The sequence below is a fragment of the Streptomyces sp. NRRL S-1813 genome (assembly GCF_000719605.1).
In the GTDB taxonomy this organism is placed as follows: domain Bacteria; phylum Actinomycetota; class Actinomycetes; order Streptomycetales; family Streptomycetaceae; genus Streptomyces; species Streptomyces decoyicus.
Window position 1 is genome coordinate 192857 of the sequence record NZ_JOHB01000009.1, and the last position, 12628, is coordinate 205484.

15 protein-coding genes and 1 pseudogene are annotated in these 12628 nt (G+C 67.5%); 15 read left to right on the forward strand and 1 reads right to left on the reverse strand.

Annotated elements, in window-relative coordinates:
* The first annotated feature begins 1 nt into the window (after position 1).
* From rplO to truA, 12 genes and pseudogenes are all read left to right on the forward strand, one after another.
* Positions 2 to 457, forward strand: a complete 456-nt coding sequence (gene rplO / locus IF67_RS0115960; RefSeq protein ID WP_030986154.1) for a 50S ribosomal protein L15 — start codon at positions 2 to 4, stop codon at positions 455 to 457.
* 227 nt (positions 458 to 684) lie between these two features.
* A pseudogene (secY, locus tag IF67_RS39210) lies at positions 685 to 1924 on the forward strand (preprotein translocase subunit SecY).
* On the forward strand, positions 1924 to 2505 hold the full coding sequence (locus tag IF67_RS0115970) for an adenylate kinase (protein WP_420708671.1): 582 nt from the start codon (positions 1924 to 1926) through the stop codon (positions 2503 to 2505). Before secY ends, IF67_RS0115970 begins: the two are co-directional and overlap by 1 nt.
* Before the next feature lie 123 nt (positions 2506 to 2628).
* Positions 2629 to 3471, forward strand: a complete 843-nt coding sequence (map, locus tag IF67_RS0115975; RefSeq protein WP_030986158.1) for a type I methionyl aminopeptidase — start codon at positions 2629 to 2631, stop codon at positions 3469 to 3471.
* A gap of 211 nt (positions 3472 to 3682) precedes the next feature.
* Positions 3683 to 3904 carry a translation initiation factor IF-1 gene (gene infA / locus IF67_RS0115980; protein ID WP_003956442.1) on the forward strand — a complete coding sequence of 74 codons (222 nt, stop codon included), beginning with the start codon at positions 3683 to 3685 and terminating at the stop codon, positions 3902 to 3904.
* A gap of 59 nt (positions 3905 to 3963) precedes the next feature.
* Entirely contained in the window at positions 3964 to 4077 is a 114-nt protein-coding gene (gene rpmJ / locus IF67_RS0115985) for a 50S ribosomal protein L36 (protein WP_003956441.1), read from the forward strand.
* 197 nt (positions 4078 to 4274) lie between these two features.
* Positions 4275 to 4655, forward strand: coding sequence for a 30S ribosomal protein S13 (gene rpsM, locus IF67_RS0115990; protein WP_030986160.1), 381 nt, complete (start codon positions 4275 to 4277; stop codon positions 4653 to 4655).
* Positions 4656 to 4751: 96 nt separating this feature from the next.
* Positions 4752 to 5156 (forward strand): 30S ribosomal protein S11, encoded by a 405-nt coding sequence (gene rpsK / locus IF67_RS0115995; protein ID WP_004571845.1) that lies wholly within the window; start codon positions 4752 to 4754, stop codon positions 5154 to 5156.
* Between the two features lie 26 nt (positions 5157 to 5182).
* On the forward strand, positions 5183 to 5809 hold the full coding sequence (gene rpsD / locus IF67_RS0116000) for a 30S ribosomal protein S4 (RefSeq protein ID WP_030074811.1): 627 nt from the start codon (positions 5183 to 5185) through the stop codon (positions 5807 to 5809).
* A gap of 109 nt (positions 5810 to 5918) precedes the next feature.
* The gene (locus tag IF67_RS0116005; protein WP_003956430.1) at positions 5919 to 6941 is read left to right on the forward strand and encodes a DNA-directed RNA polymerase subunit alpha; all 1023 of its coding nucleotides are present in this window, start codon (positions 5919 to 5921) and stop codon (positions 6939 to 6941) included.
* Between the two features lie 136 nt (positions 6942 to 7077).
* Positions 7078 to 7545 carry a 50S ribosomal protein L17 gene (rplQ, locus tag IF67_RS0116010; protein WP_030074813.1) on the forward strand — a complete coding sequence of 156 codons (468 nt, stop codon included), beginning with the start codon at positions 7078 to 7080 and terminating at the stop codon, positions 7543 to 7545.
* A 161-nt stretch (positions 7546 to 7706) separates the two neighbouring features.
* Entirely contained in the window at positions 7707 to 8567 is an 861-nt protein-coding gene (gene truA / locus IF67_RS0116015) for a tRNA pseudouridine(38-40) synthase TruA (protein WP_030986161.1), read from the forward strand.
* A 61-nt stretch (positions 8568 to 8628) separates the two neighbouring features.
* On the opposite strand, the gene IF67_RS0116020 is transcribed toward truA, so the two are convergent.
* Complete coding sequence (locus tag IF67_RS0116020) at positions 8629 to 9501, reverse strand: hypothetical protein (protein WP_030986164.1); 873 nt, start codon at positions 9499 to 9501, stop codon at positions 8629 to 8631.
* Positions 9502 to 9557: 56 nt separating this feature from the next.
* On the opposite strand from IF67_RS0116020, the gene IF67_RS0116025 reads away from it, so the two are divergent.
* From IF67_RS0116025 to rpsI, 3 genes are all read left to right on the forward strand, one after another.
* The gene (locus IF67_RS0116025) at positions 9558 to 11192 is read left to right on the forward strand and encodes an ABC-F family ATP-binding cassette domain-containing protein (RefSeq protein WP_030986167.1); all 1635 of its coding nucleotides are present in this window, start codon (positions 9558 to 9560) and stop codon (positions 11190 to 11192) included.
* A 344-nt stretch (positions 11193 to 11536) separates the two neighbouring features.
* Positions 11537 to 11980, forward strand: coding sequence for a 50S ribosomal protein L13 (gene rplM / locus IF67_RS0116030; protein WP_006604900.1), 444 nt, complete (start codon positions 11537 to 11539; stop codon positions 11978 to 11980).
* Positions 11981 to 12023: 43 nt separating this feature from the next.
* Entirely contained in the window at positions 12024 to 12536 is a 513-nt protein-coding gene (gene rpsI, locus IF67_RS39215) for a 30S ribosomal protein S9 (protein ID WP_018090882.1), read from the forward strand.
* Positions 12537 to 12628 lie beyond the last annotated feature (92 nt).

Consider the following 12628-nt stretch of genomic DNA (forward strand, 5'->3'; position numbering starts at 1 on the left):
CATGGCGGAGAACAACCCGCTGAAGGTCCACAACCTCCGTCCTGCCCCGGGTGCCAAGACCGCCAAGACCCGTGTCGGTCGTGGTGAGGCGTCCAAGGGTAAGACCGCTGGTCGTGGTACCAAGGGCACGAAGGCCCGTTACCAGGTTCCGGAGCGCTTCGAGGGCGGGCAGATGCCCCTCCACATGCGCCTCCCGAAGCTGAAGGGCTTCAAGAACCCCGCCCACAAGCAGTTCCAGGTCGTGAACCTGACCAAGCTGGCCGAGCTCTACCCGCAGGGTGGCGAGGTCACGGTGGCCGGTCTGGTTGCCAAGGGCGCGGTGCGCAAGAACGAGCTCGTCAAGGTCCTTGGCCAGGGCGAGGTCTCCGTGGCGCTTCAGGTTTCGGTTGACGCCGTTTCCGGCTCCGCCAAGGAGAAGATCGCCGCTGCCGGTGGCAGCGTCACCGAGCTCATCTGAGTTCGTCGGTTCAACTGACCGGGGATGCCCATCGTTTGGGCATCCCCGGTTGGTCGTTCCACGGGGGTAGGGTCGCCGGTAAGGTGGCATGGACTGTTGTTTTCCGGGGCCCCGGTCCCGGGCCCCCGCCGCGCGGGCCGTGTCCGCGCGGTTTTTAGCCGCTCACTATTCGTCGATCCTCAAGACCGTCACCTCCCGCATTCAAGGCGGGGGGCGCAGGAGGCACCGTGCTCACCGCGTTCGCCCGAGCGTTCAAGACGCCCGACCTGCGCAAGAAGCTGCTGTTCACATTGGGCATCGTGGTGCTCTACCGGATCGGCGCACATGTCCCGGTCCCCGGGGTGAACTACGCGAACGTCGAGACCTGCATGAAGCAGGCCGGCGGTAACAGCGGATTGTTCGCCCTGGTGAACATGTTCAGCGGTGGTGCGCTGCTTCAGATCACGATCTTCGCGCTGGGGATCATGCCGTACATCACGGCGAGCATCATCCTCCAGCTGCTGACCGTGGTGATTCCGCGGCTGGAAGCCCTCAAGAAAGAGGGGCAGTCCGGCCAGGCGAAGATCACCCAGTACACCCGCTATCTGACCGTGGCGCTCGCCATCCTCCAGGGCACCGGCCTGGTGGCCACCGCCCGCAGCGGTGCGCTCTTCCAGAGCTGCCCGGTCGCCAGCGAGATCGTGCCCAGCGACTCCGTCTTCACCACCATCACGATGGTCATCACGATGACCGCCGGTACGGCCCTGATCATGTGGCTCGGCGAGATGGTGACCGACCGCGGTATCGGCAACGGCATGTCGATCCTGATGTTCATCTCGATCGCCGCCGGCTTCCCGGGCGCGCTGTGGCAGATCAAGCTCCAGGGCAAGCTGGCCGACGGCTGGATCGAGTTCTTCGCGGTGATCGCGGTGGGCCTGGCGATGGTCGCCCTGGTGGTCTTCGTCGAGCAGGCTCAGCGGCGCATCCCGGTGCAGTACGCGAAGCGGATGATCGGCCGCCGGTCCTACGGCGGTACGTCCACGTACATCCCGCTCAAGGTGAACCAGGCGGGTGGCATGGGCGACGTGGGTCGCCACCAACTTCACCAAGGGAAATCACCCAGTTTACATCGTTACGTACTTCCTGCTGATCGTGTTCTTCGCGTTCTTCTACGTCGCCATCAGCTTCAACCCCGAAGAAGTTGCCGACAACATGAAGAAGTATGGTGGCTTCATCCCGGGTATCCGGGCTGGTCGCCCGACGGCCGAGTACCTCAGCTACGTGCTCAACCGGATCACGTGGCCGGGCTCGCTGTACCTGGGGCTGATCGCGCTCGTACCAACAGTGGCGTTGGTGCTTTTCAACGCGAACCAGAACTTCCCGTTCGGCGGGACGAGCATCCTCATCATCGTGGGTGTGGGCCTGGAGACCGTGAAGCAGATCGAGAGCCAGCTTCAGCAGCGCAACTACGAAGGGTTCCTCCGCTGATGCGAATCGTCCTCGTCGGACCCCCGTTCCGCGCCAACATCAGCCAGGGCACGCCCCTCGGCCGCGAGGCGAAGTCGTACATGGACGCCGGCAACCTGGTGCCCGACTCGGTCACCATCGCGATGGCCGAGGACCGGATGGAGCAGGCCGACGCGGCCAAGGGCTTCCTGCTGGACGGCTTCCCGCGGAACCTGGGCCAGGCCAAGGCGCTGGACGAGTACCTCAAGGACAAGAACCTCACGCTGGACGCCGTCCTGGACCTGGAGGTCCCCGAGGACGAGGTCGTGAAGCGGATCGCCGGCCGGCGCATCTGCCGTAACGACAGCAGCCACGTCTTCCACGCCGAGTACAACAAGCCGAAGGCCGAGGGCGTCTGCGACACCTGCGGCGGCGATCTTTACCAGCGGGACGACGACCGCGAGGAGACCGTCCGCAAGCGGCTGGAGGTCTACCACACGGAGACCGAGCCGATCATCGACTACTACAAGGCCCAGGACCTGGTCGTCACCATCCCGGCCATGGGCAAGGTCGACGAGGTCACCAAGCGCTCGATGGCGGCCCTGCCGTCCCGGGACGCGTAGCAGCACACGGCTTCCGATACGGCCGCGGTGCCCGCAATGGGCACCGCGGCCGTATCGTGTACGGGGCGGTCGTGACGGCCGCCGGACAAGCGTTGTAGTCGGTTCAGGAAGGCGCCAGCCGTCATGGTGGAGATCAAGACCCCCGAGCAGATCGCGAAGATGCGCGAGGCGGGGCTGGTGGTCGCCGCCATTCACGCGGCGACCCGGAAGGCCGCGGTGCCCGGCGCCACGACCAAGGACCTGGACGACGCGGCGCGCAAGGTGCTCGCCGAGCACGGAGCGAAGTCGAACTTCCTCGGCTACGGGGGCTTCCCCGCGACGATCTGCACCTCGGTCAACGACGTCGTGGTCCACGGCATCCCCGACACCGAGACGGTGCTTCAGAACGGCGACATCATCTCCATCGACTGCGGCGCGATCATCGACGGCTGGCACGGCGACGCGGCGTACACCGCCTTCGTCGGGTCCGGTCACTCCGCGGAGCTGGTCGAGCTCAGCCGGGTCACCGAGGAGTCGATGTGGGCGGGTATCGCGGCGGTCGCCAAGGGCAACCGGCTGGTCGACATCTCCAAGGCGATCGAGGGCTACATCCGCCGCCAGCCCCGTCCGGCCGGCGGTAAGTACGGCATCGTCGAGGACTACGGCGGCCACGGCATCGGCTCGCAGATGCACATGGACCCGCATCTGCTGAACTACGTCGACCGCAAGCGCGGCCGCGGCCCGAAGCTGGTGCCCGGCTTCTGCATCGCCATCGAGCCGATGGTCAACCTCGGCACGGCCAAGACCCACGTCCTCGACGACGACTGGACGGTCAAGTCGAACGACGGCAGCTGGTCCTCTCACTGGGAGCACTCGGTCGCGCTGACCGAGGACGGCCCGCTGGTGCTGACCGCGCCGGACGGTGGCAAGGCCAAGCTGGCCGAGCTGGGGATCACTGTGGCGCCCGATCCTTCCGCACGGTCCTGAGGACCGGCGAGCACCCTCACTTCGCCTGAGCCGACCGCCCCGACGGGGCCGTCGGCGTAAGGATCTCCCCGAGTGGGCAATAATCCTGGATTCGTCTTTTCCCGGGCGCTGTCGTAGACTGACGCGTCGGCTCTCGTGCATCCGTATGCCCTCTTGGTTGAGGGCGAGGTGCGGGGGCGTCGATCAAGGTAGCCGATTCGAAGGGCGAAGCGTGGCCAAGAAGCAAGGTGCCATCGAGATCGAGGGCACCGTGATCGAGTCTCTCCCGAACGCCATGTTCAAGGTGGAGCTCCAGAACGGTCACAAGGTCCTCGCGCACATCAGCGGCAAGATGCGGATGCACTACATCCGTATCCTCCCGGATGACCGGGTCGTGGTGGAGCTTTCTCCGTACGACCTGACGCGTGGCCGGATCGTCTACCGATACAAGTAGATCTTGTCGCCGCCCCGCTCCCGTGGGGTGACGGCACTGACCCGGAGAACCTCACACCCATGAAGGTCAAGCCGAGCGTCAAGAAGATCTGCGACAAGTGCAAGGTGATCCGCCGCCACGGCCGGGTCATGGTCATTTGCGACAACCTGCGCCACAAGCAGCGCCAGGGCTGACGCACGCCGACCACCTGCATTTCGCAGTTTTCGCGCGACGCAAGCACATACGTACATACGCAGTCACCCGACCCCCGCATTTCTCGCGTGGGACGACACCCTCGGCTCGGAGGCCGGGGACCCGGCTCGTAATTCTTCAGAGTCTTACGGGAACGGTGCTGCGGAAGACCTCCGAATAGCCATCAGGAGCCACATCAATGGCACGCCTCGCAGGCGTTGATCTCCCGCGCGAAAAGCGTGTGGAGGTCGCCCTCACCTACGTCTTCGGTATCGGGCGGACGCTGTCGCAGCAGACTCTCGCCGCCACCGACGTGAACCCGAACACCCGTGTTCGCGACCTTGCCGAGGAAGACCTCATCAAGATCCGCGAGTACGTGGACAACAACCTCAAGACCGAGGGTGACCTCCGTCGCGAGATTCAGGCCGACATCCGCCGCAAGGTCGAGATCGGCTGCTACCAGGGTCTGCGTCACCGTCGCGGTCTGCCGGTGCACGGTCAGCGCACCAGCACGAACGCCCGTACCCGCAAGGGTCCGCGTCGCGCGATCGCCGGCAAGAAGAAGCCGGGCAAGAAGTAGTCCTCAGCAGGACGCACTGTGTGCTCCGGGGGACGCCCCCCGGACCCCTGCAAGCGGTCTTCGCTGTAGGACCGACCACCTCCACGGGAGTAATGAATGCCTCCGAAGGGCCGTACGGCCGGCGCCAAGAAGGTGCGCCGCAAGGAGAAGAAGAACGTTGCCCACGGGCACGCTCACATCAAGAGCACGTTCAACAACACGATCGTTTCGATCACGGACCCCACGGGCAACGTGATCTCTTGGGCCTCTGCCGGCCACGTCGGCTTCAAGGGCTCGCGCAAGTCCACCCCCTTCGCCGCACAGATGGCCGCCGAGTCGGCCGCGCGTCGCGCGCAGGAGCACGGCATGCGCAAGGTCGACGTCTTCGTCAAGGGTCCCGGCTCCGGCCGTGAGACCGCGATCCGCTCCCTCCAGGCCACCGGCCTCGAGGTGGGTTCGATCCAGGACGTCACCCCCACTCCGCACAACGGATGCCGCCCGCCCAAGCGTCGCCGCGTCTGACCAGCTGAAGTAGGAGACAACACAATATGGCGCGTTACACCGGGGCCGACTGCAAGCGTTGCCGTCGGGAGAAGCAGAAGCTCTTCCTCAAGGGGAGCAAGTGCGAGAGCGCAAAGTGCCCGATCGAGATCCGTCCTTACCCCCCGGGTGAGCACGGTCGCGGGCGCACCAAGGACAGCGAGTATCTGCTCCAGCTTCGTGAGAAGCAGAAGTGCAGCCGTATCTACGGTGTCCTTGAGAAGCAGTTCGTGAACTACTACAAGGAAGCGAACCAGAAGTCCGGCAAGACCGGTGAGAACCTTCTGCGCATCCTTGAGACCCGCCTCGACAACGTGGTCTACCGGGCCGGCTTTGCCAAGTCCCGCGACCACGCCCGTCAGCTGGTGCGTCACGGACACATCACCGTGAACGGCCGCAAGACCGACATTCCGTCGGCTCGGGTGGCTGCGAACGACATCATCGAGGTGCGCGCGAGCTCCCGGAACCTGACCCCGTTCGCGGTGGCGCAGGCCGAGGCCGGCGAGAGGACCGTTCCGGCCTGGCTGGAAGCGATTCCCTCGAACCTGCGGATTCTCGTGCACAGCATGCCCGAGCGCCAGGTGATCGACACCCAGGTGCAGGAGCAGCTGATCGTTGAGCTCTACTCCAAGTAAGAGCTGACCGGTGGGGGCGGTACGGAGCCTATGGCGCCGTGCCGCCCGTACCCTTGTCAGTACAGCGGGCGTCAAATAGCGGGCGTCCACGACTGAAGGATCGAACACCATGCTGATTGCTCAGCGTCCCTCTTTGACCGAAGAGGTCGTCGACGAATACCGCTCCCGGTTCGTGATCGAGCCGCTGGAGCCGGGCTTCGGCTACACCCTCGGCAACTCTCTGCGTCGTACGCTCCTCTCCTCGATTCCGGGTGCGGCGGTCACGTCCATCCGCATCGACGGTGTCCTGCACGAGTTCACCACCGTGCCGGGCGTCAAGGAGGACGTCACCGACCTCATCCTCAACATCAAGCAGCTGGTCGTCTCCTCGGAGCACGACGAGCCGGTCGTGATGTACCTGCGCAAGCAGGGCCCCGGCCTGGTCACCGCTGCTGACATCGCCCCGCCGGCCGGTGTCGAGGTGCACAACCCGGACCTGGTCCTCGCCACGCTCAACGGCAAGGGCAAGCTGGAGATGGAGCTGACCGTCGAGCGCGGTCGCGGCTACGTCTCCGCCGTCCAGAACAAGCAGGTGGGCCAGGAGATCGGCCGTATCCCGGTCGACTCCATCTACTCGCCGGTGCTCAAGGTCACGTACAAGGTCGAGGCGACCCGTGTCGAGCAGCGCACCGACTTCGACAAGCTGATCGTCGACGTCGAGACCAAGCAGGCCATGCGCCCGCGTGACGCCATGGCGTCCGCCGGTAAGACCCTGGTCGAGCTGTTCGGTCTGGCGCGCGAGCTCAACATCGACGCCGAGGGCATCGACATGGGCCCGTCCCCGACGGACGCCGCCCTGGCCGCCGACCTGGCGCTGCCGATCGAGGAGCTGGAGCTCACGGTCCGCTCGTACAACTGCCTCAAGCGTGAGGGCATCCACTCCGTGGGTGAGCTCGTGGCGCGCTCCGAGGCCGACCTGCTCGACATCCGCAACTTCGGTGCGAAGTCGATCGACGAGGTCAAGGCGAAGCTGGCCGGTATGGGCCTGGCCCTCAAGGACAGCCCGCCCGGATTCGACCCGACCGCCGCCGCCGACGCGTTTGGCGCCGACGACGACGCCGATGCGGGCTTCGTGGAGACCGAGCAGTACTGAGCCTGCGGGTTCGTTGCGGCTGAGGCTTTGTCCTCAATCGCCGGACGGGCTGATTTGATCTTCCGCGGGGCGCCCGCCTCGGGGGAACTGACACCGGTACCTGATACGGCCGGTGCAGCAATGAAGGAGATACACCATGCCGAAGCCCGCCAAGGGTGCCCGTCTGGGCGGCAGCGCTGCGCACGAGCGCCTCATGCTGCGCAACCTGGCCACCTCGCTGTTCGAGCACGGCCGCATCACGACGACCGAGGCCAAGGCCCGTCGTCTGCGTCCGTACGCGGAGCGCCTGGTGACCAAGGCGAAGAAGGGCGACCTTCACAACCGCCGTCAGGTCATGCAGCTGATCTCGGACAAGAGCGTCGTGCACACGCTCTTCACGGAGATCGCCCCGCGGTTCGAGAACCGCCCGGGTGGCTACACCCGTATCACCAAGATCGGTAACCGCCGTGGCGACAACGCGCCCATGGCTGTCATCGAGCTGGTGGAGGCGCTGACCGTGGCCCAGCAGGCCACCGGTGAGGCCGAGGCCGCGACGAAGCGTGCGGCCAAGGACGCGGAGGCGGCCACGGCTGCCGAGGCGACCGAGGAGTCGAAGGACGCCTGAGTCCTGACTTACGTGTGAGCGGGTCCGCCCTTCGGGGCGGGCCCGCTTTCGCGTGGGTGGGCGGGCTTCGCTTCGCCGTGGGCGGCGGGGCGGGCCCGCTGTGGCCACGGGTTCTGCCCGTGCCGCAACGACGGTCCACGGCGTGAGGGAGGATTGCTGTCGTGAGTGACGAAGTGGAGCCCGGGTTCGTCCGGGTACGGATGGACCTTTCCTACGACGGAAAGGACTTTTCCGGGTGGGCGAAGCAGGCCGGCGGGCGGCGGACCGTGCAGGGGGAGATCGAGGACGCGCTGCGGACGGTGACGCGGTCCGGGGAGACGTATGAGCTCACCGTGGCCGGGCGGACGGATGCGGGGGTCCATGCGCGGGGCCAGGTGGCGCATGTGGACCTGCCCGGAGCGGTGTGGGCCGAGCACCGGGAGAGGCTGCTGCGGCGGCTGGCCGGGCGGCTGTCGAAGGACGTGCGGGTGTGGCGGCTGGCCGAGGCGCCGTACGGGTTCAATGCGCGGTTCTCGGCGATCTGGCGGCGGTATGCGTACCGGGTGACCGATCACCACGGGGGCGTGGATCCGCTGCTGCGGAGCCATGTGCTGTGGCACGACTGGGAGCTGGACGTCGACGCGATGAACGAGGCCTCGCGGCCGCTGCTGGGGGAGCACGACTTCGCGGCGTACTGCAAGCGGCGGGAGGGCGCGACGACGATCCGTACGCTCCAGGAGCTGAGCTGGTCGCGGGGGGCGGACGGGATCATCACGGCGACCGTCCGGGCGGATGCCTTCTGCCACAACATGGTGCGGTCGCTGGTGGGGGCGATGCTGTTCGTGGGGGACGGGCACCGGCCGGTGGAGTGGCCCGGGAAGGTGCTGGCCGCCGGGGTGCGGGACTCCGCCGTGCATGTCGTACGGCCGCACGGGCTGACGCTGGAGGAGGTCGGCTACCCGGCCGATGAGCTGCTGATGGCGCGCAATCAGGAGGCGCGGAACAAGCGGACCCTGCCCGGGAGCGGGGCCGGCTGCTGCTGAGCGGTGGCCTGCAAGACCTCGCCGGTGGCCCCGCCGGGAAGGGCGGCGCCACCGAAGACGGTCAGGACTTGCCGGCCTTCTTCCGGGCTTCCCTCAGCTGCTGCTCGGCGACCTTCGCGGCCTGGTCCTTGCCGCGCTGGGTGATCTGGCTGAACGCGTAGGAGCCGCCGTCCTGGGCGATCTGCCGGGCCTTGGTCTCGGTGGCGGTGACGTCCTTGCCGTTGAGGTAGCCGGCGATCGTGAAGTAGGCGTAGCGGCCGGTGGCATTGGTCGCCATCCGGCACTTCGTGCCCTGGCAGAAGTCCGCGGGGACACCGCCGCCGGGCAGCGGCATCAGGTTGGCCTTGTTCTCGTTCATGACCTTGGCGGCCTTGGCGGGGGAGTCGAAGACCGCGATGCCGACGGTGACGGCGACGCCGCCCTTGGCGTACGTGGCGCGCAGCAGCTGCTTGCAGCCGTTGTGGGACAGCGACGAGACGAGCGGTCCCTGAGCGGCGGCGGTGCAGTCCTTGGTGGTGGCGGTGCTGGTGCGCGGGTAGCTGTGCTCGCCGACGACCATGCTCTTCTGCGCGAAGAGGGTGGCCGGGGTGAGCGGCGCCTTGTCCTTCTTCGGGTCGGAGATGAAGTCCCGCGGGTTGGGCGGGGGCGGCACGGAGACGTCGGGGAAGGACGGCTTGTCGTCCGGCACCGCGGCCTGGTCGGACGCCGTGGGCGCCGCCGTCGGGCTGCTGCCCGGAGAGCTACCGCCGCCGGCCATGACGGCGACGGTGACGATGCCGGCCACCGCGAGGGCCGCCAGCGCACCGCCGCCGATCCACAAGCGGCGTTTGCGGCGTGCCTGTGCCTCGCTCTCCGTGGCGAGTGCACCCCAGTCCGGAGTGGACGACGACGAACCCCCGGGGCCGTCGAACGGCCCCCCTTGCCCAAAACTCATGCCGCGCATCCTAATGGGGTTGGTGGAACGCTCGAAGGGCGGTCACAATCCCGCTCATGGGACATCTTGAGGCCGGACATCTGGAGTACTACCTGCCGGACGGGAGGGTCCTGCTGGGGGATGTGTCCTTCCGGGTGGGAGAGGGCGCGTCGGTCGCGCTGGTGGGGGCCAACGGCGCCGGCAAGACGACACTGCTGCGGCTGATCGCGGGGGAGCTCCAGCCGCACGGCGGGGCGGTGACCGTCAGCGGCGGACTGGGCGTGATGCCGCAGTTCGTGGGCTCCGTACGGGACGAGCGCACGGTGCGTGACCTGCTGGTCTCCGTGGCACAGCCGCGGATCAGACAGGCCGCGGCGGCGGTGGACGCCGCCGAGCTGGCGATCATGACCGCCGGGGACGACGACGAGGCCGTGCAGATGGCCTATGCCCAGGCGCTCAGCGACTGGGCCGAGGCGCGCGGCTACGAGGCCGAGACGGCCTGGGACATCTGCACCATGGCGGCGCTGGGCATGCCGTACGAGAAGGCTCAGTGGCGGCAGGTGCGCACGCTGTCCGGGGGCGAGCAGAAGCGGCTGGTGCTGGAGTCGCTGCTGCGCGGCACGGACGAGGTGCTGCTGCTGGACGAGCCGGACAACTATCTGGACGTGCCCGGCAAGCGCTGGCTGGAGGAGCAGCTCCGGCAGACCCGTAAGACGGTGCTGTTCGTCTCGCACGACCGGGAGCTGCTGGCCCGTGCCGCGGAGAAGATCGTCAGCGTCGAGCCGGGCCCGGCGGGCTCCGACGTCTGGGTGCACGGCGGCGGCTTCGACACCTACCACGAGGCGCGCAAGGAACGTTTCGCCCGCTTCGAGGAGCTGCGGCGGCGCTGGGACGAGAAGCATGCGCAGCTGAAGAAGCTGGTGGTCTCGCTGCGGCAGGCGGCCTCGGTCAGCCATGAGCTGGCCTCGCGCTATGCGGCGGCGCAGACCCGGCTGAAGAAGTTCGAGGAGGCCGGGCCGCCGCCGGAGCCGCCGCGCGAGCAGGACATCACCATGCGGCTGCGCGGCGGGCGCACCGGCGTACGGGCGATCACCTGCGAGAACCTGGAGCTGACCGGCCTGATGAAGCCGTTCGGTCTGGAGATCTTCTACGGCGAACGGGTCGCGGTCCTCGGCTCCAACGGCTCCGGCAAGTCGCACTTCCTGCGGCTGCTGGCGGGGGACGAGCAGAACCCGGTCCCGCACACCGGCGCATGGAAGCTCGGCGCCCGTGTCGTCCCGGGCCACTTCGCGCAGACACACGCCCACCCCGAGCTGCTGGGCCGCACCCTGCTCGACATCCTGTGGACCGAGCACGCCAAGGACAAGGGCCAGGCCATGTCGGCCCTGCGCCGCTACGAGCTGGAACAACAGGCCGAGCAGCGCTTCGAGCGGCTCTCCGGCGGCCAGCAGGCGCGCTTCCAGATCCTGCTGCTGGAGCTGTCCGGCACGACGGCGCTGCTGCTCGACGAGCCGACGGACAACTTGGACCTGGAGTCGGCGGAGGCGCTCCAGGAGGGCCTCGAGGCGTACGAGGGGACGGTGGTGGCGGTGACGCACGACCGCTGGTTCGCCCGGTCCTTCGACCGGTTCCTGGTGTTCGGGTCGGACGGGCTGGTGCGGGAGACGGCGGAGCCGGTGTGGGACGAGCAGCGGGTGGTCCGGGACCGGTAGGGGGTTTCCCGCCGGAGCGGGTGTGCAGCGTGTGGCGGCCGATACCCACGGTGACCGTGGAGGCGGCGGTGGGACGGGACCGCACGCCGGTTCGGGGGGCGTTTTGACCCGACCGGGGCCGGGCCGGTATTCTGCCTGTTCGTTATGCGTATTGGCTTGCTCTATCTCACGTGAGGGGGCCCTTACGCGGTCCACCGGGCCGATGACCAGCGACGGACGATCGGGTTGCGTCACCCGTAGTGCCGCTCCTGCTGGTGTGATCGATCGTGGTGACCAGTACAGGACCCGTCCCCGTGGCCCCAGGGCCAGGGGATACCCCACCTCTGAAGAAGCGAAGGCTAACCGTGCGTACGTTCAGCCCCAAGCCCGGCGATGTCCAGCGCCAGTGGCACATCATTGACGCGCAGGACGTTGTCCTGGGCCGTCTGGCCACCCAGGCCGCGTCCCTCCTGCGGGGTAAGCACAAGCCCGTTTACGCGCCGCACGTCGACATGGGTGACTTCGTCATCATCGTCAACGCCGACAAGGTGCACCTGTCGGGCAACAAGCGGACCCAGAAGATGGCCTACCGCCACTCTGGCTTCCCGGGTGGTCTGCGCTCCGTCCGCTACGACGAGCTGCTCGACAAGAACCCTGAGAAGGCCGTCGAGAAGGCCATCAAGGGCATGCTCCCCAAGAACACCCTCGGCCGTCAGATGCTCTCGAAGCTGAAGGTCTACGCGGGCGCCGAGCACCCGCACGCTGCGCAGCAGCCGGTCCCGTTCGAGATCACCCAGGTCGCGCAGTAGTTCCGGCCACCCCCTAAGACGACAGAGAATTCTGAGGAGCATCGTGGCCGAGACCACTCCCGAGACCGTCATCGAGAACGACGACGCCGTCGAGGAATACACCACTGAGACCGAGGTCGTGGAGTCGGAGTACACCTCCGAGTCCCTCGCCTCCCGCTTCGGCGACCCGCAGCCGGCTGCCGGCCTGGGCCGTCGCAAGAACGCCATCGCCCGCGTCCGGATCGTTCCGGGCACCGGCCAGTGGAAGATCAACGGTCGCACCCTTGAGGGCTACTTCCCCAACAAGGTGCACCAGCAGGAAGTCAACGAGCCCTTCAAGGTGCTCGAGCTCGACAACCGCTACGACGTCGTGGCCCGCATCTCCGGCGGCGGCATCTCCGGCCAGGCCGGTGCGCTGCGCCTGGGCGTGGCCCGTGCGCTGAACGAGGCGGACGTGGACAACAACCGCGGCGCGCTGAAGAAGGCCGGATTCCTCAAGCGTGACGACCGTGCGGTCGAGCGCAAGAAGGCCGGTCTGAAGAAGGCCCGTAAGGCGCCGCAGTACAGCAAGCGCTAATCCGCGCGCGCTGCGACATGCAGCACTTGGCGAACGCCCCGGTGGCACGGATCCGTGCAGCCGGGGCGTTCGGCTATCCACGACCAGGGGCG

Coding starts and splice junctions, on each gene's coding strand:
- rpsK (WP_004571845.1), top strand. CDS start 4,752: ATGCCTCCGAAGGGCCGTACGGCCGGCGCCAAGAAGGTGCGCCGCAAG.
- IF67_RS0116020 (WP_030986164.1), bottom strand. CDS start 9,501: ATGAGTTTTGGGCAAGGGGGGCCGTTCGACGGCCCCGGGGGTTCGTCG.
- rplO (WP_030986154.1), top strand. CDS start 2: ATGGCGGAGAACAACCCGCTGAAGGTCCACAACCTCCGTCCTGCCCCG.
- map (WP_030986158.1), top strand. CDS start 2,629: ATGGTGGAGATCAAGACCCCCGAGCAGATCGCGAAGATGCGCGAGGCG.
- rpmJ (WP_003956441.1), top strand. CDS start 3,964: ATGAAGGTCAAGCCGAGCGTCAAGAAGATCTGCGACAAGTGCAAGGTG.
- IF67_RS0116005 (WP_003956430.1), top strand. CDS start 5,919: ATGCTGATTGCTCAGCGTCCCTCTTTGACCGAAGAGGTCGTCGACGAA.
- IF67_RS0115970 (WP_420708671.1), top strand. CDS start 1,924: ATGCGAATCGTCCTCGTCGGACCCCCGTTCCGCGCCAACATCAGCCAG.
- rpsD (WP_030074811.1), top strand. CDS start 5,183: ATGGCGCGTTACACCGGGGCCGACTGCAAGCGTTGCCGTCGGGAGAAG.
- IF67_RS0116025 (WP_030986167.1), top strand. CDS start 9,558: ATGGGACATCTTGAGGCCGGACATCTGGAGTACTACCTGCCGGACGGG.
- rpsM (WP_030986160.1), top strand. CDS start 4,275: ATGGCACGCCTCGCAGGCGTTGATCTCCCGCGCGAAAAGCGTGTGGAG.
- rplQ (WP_030074813.1), top strand. CDS start 7,078: ATGCCGAAGCCCGCCAAGGGTGCCCGTCTGGGCGGCAGCGCTGCGCAC.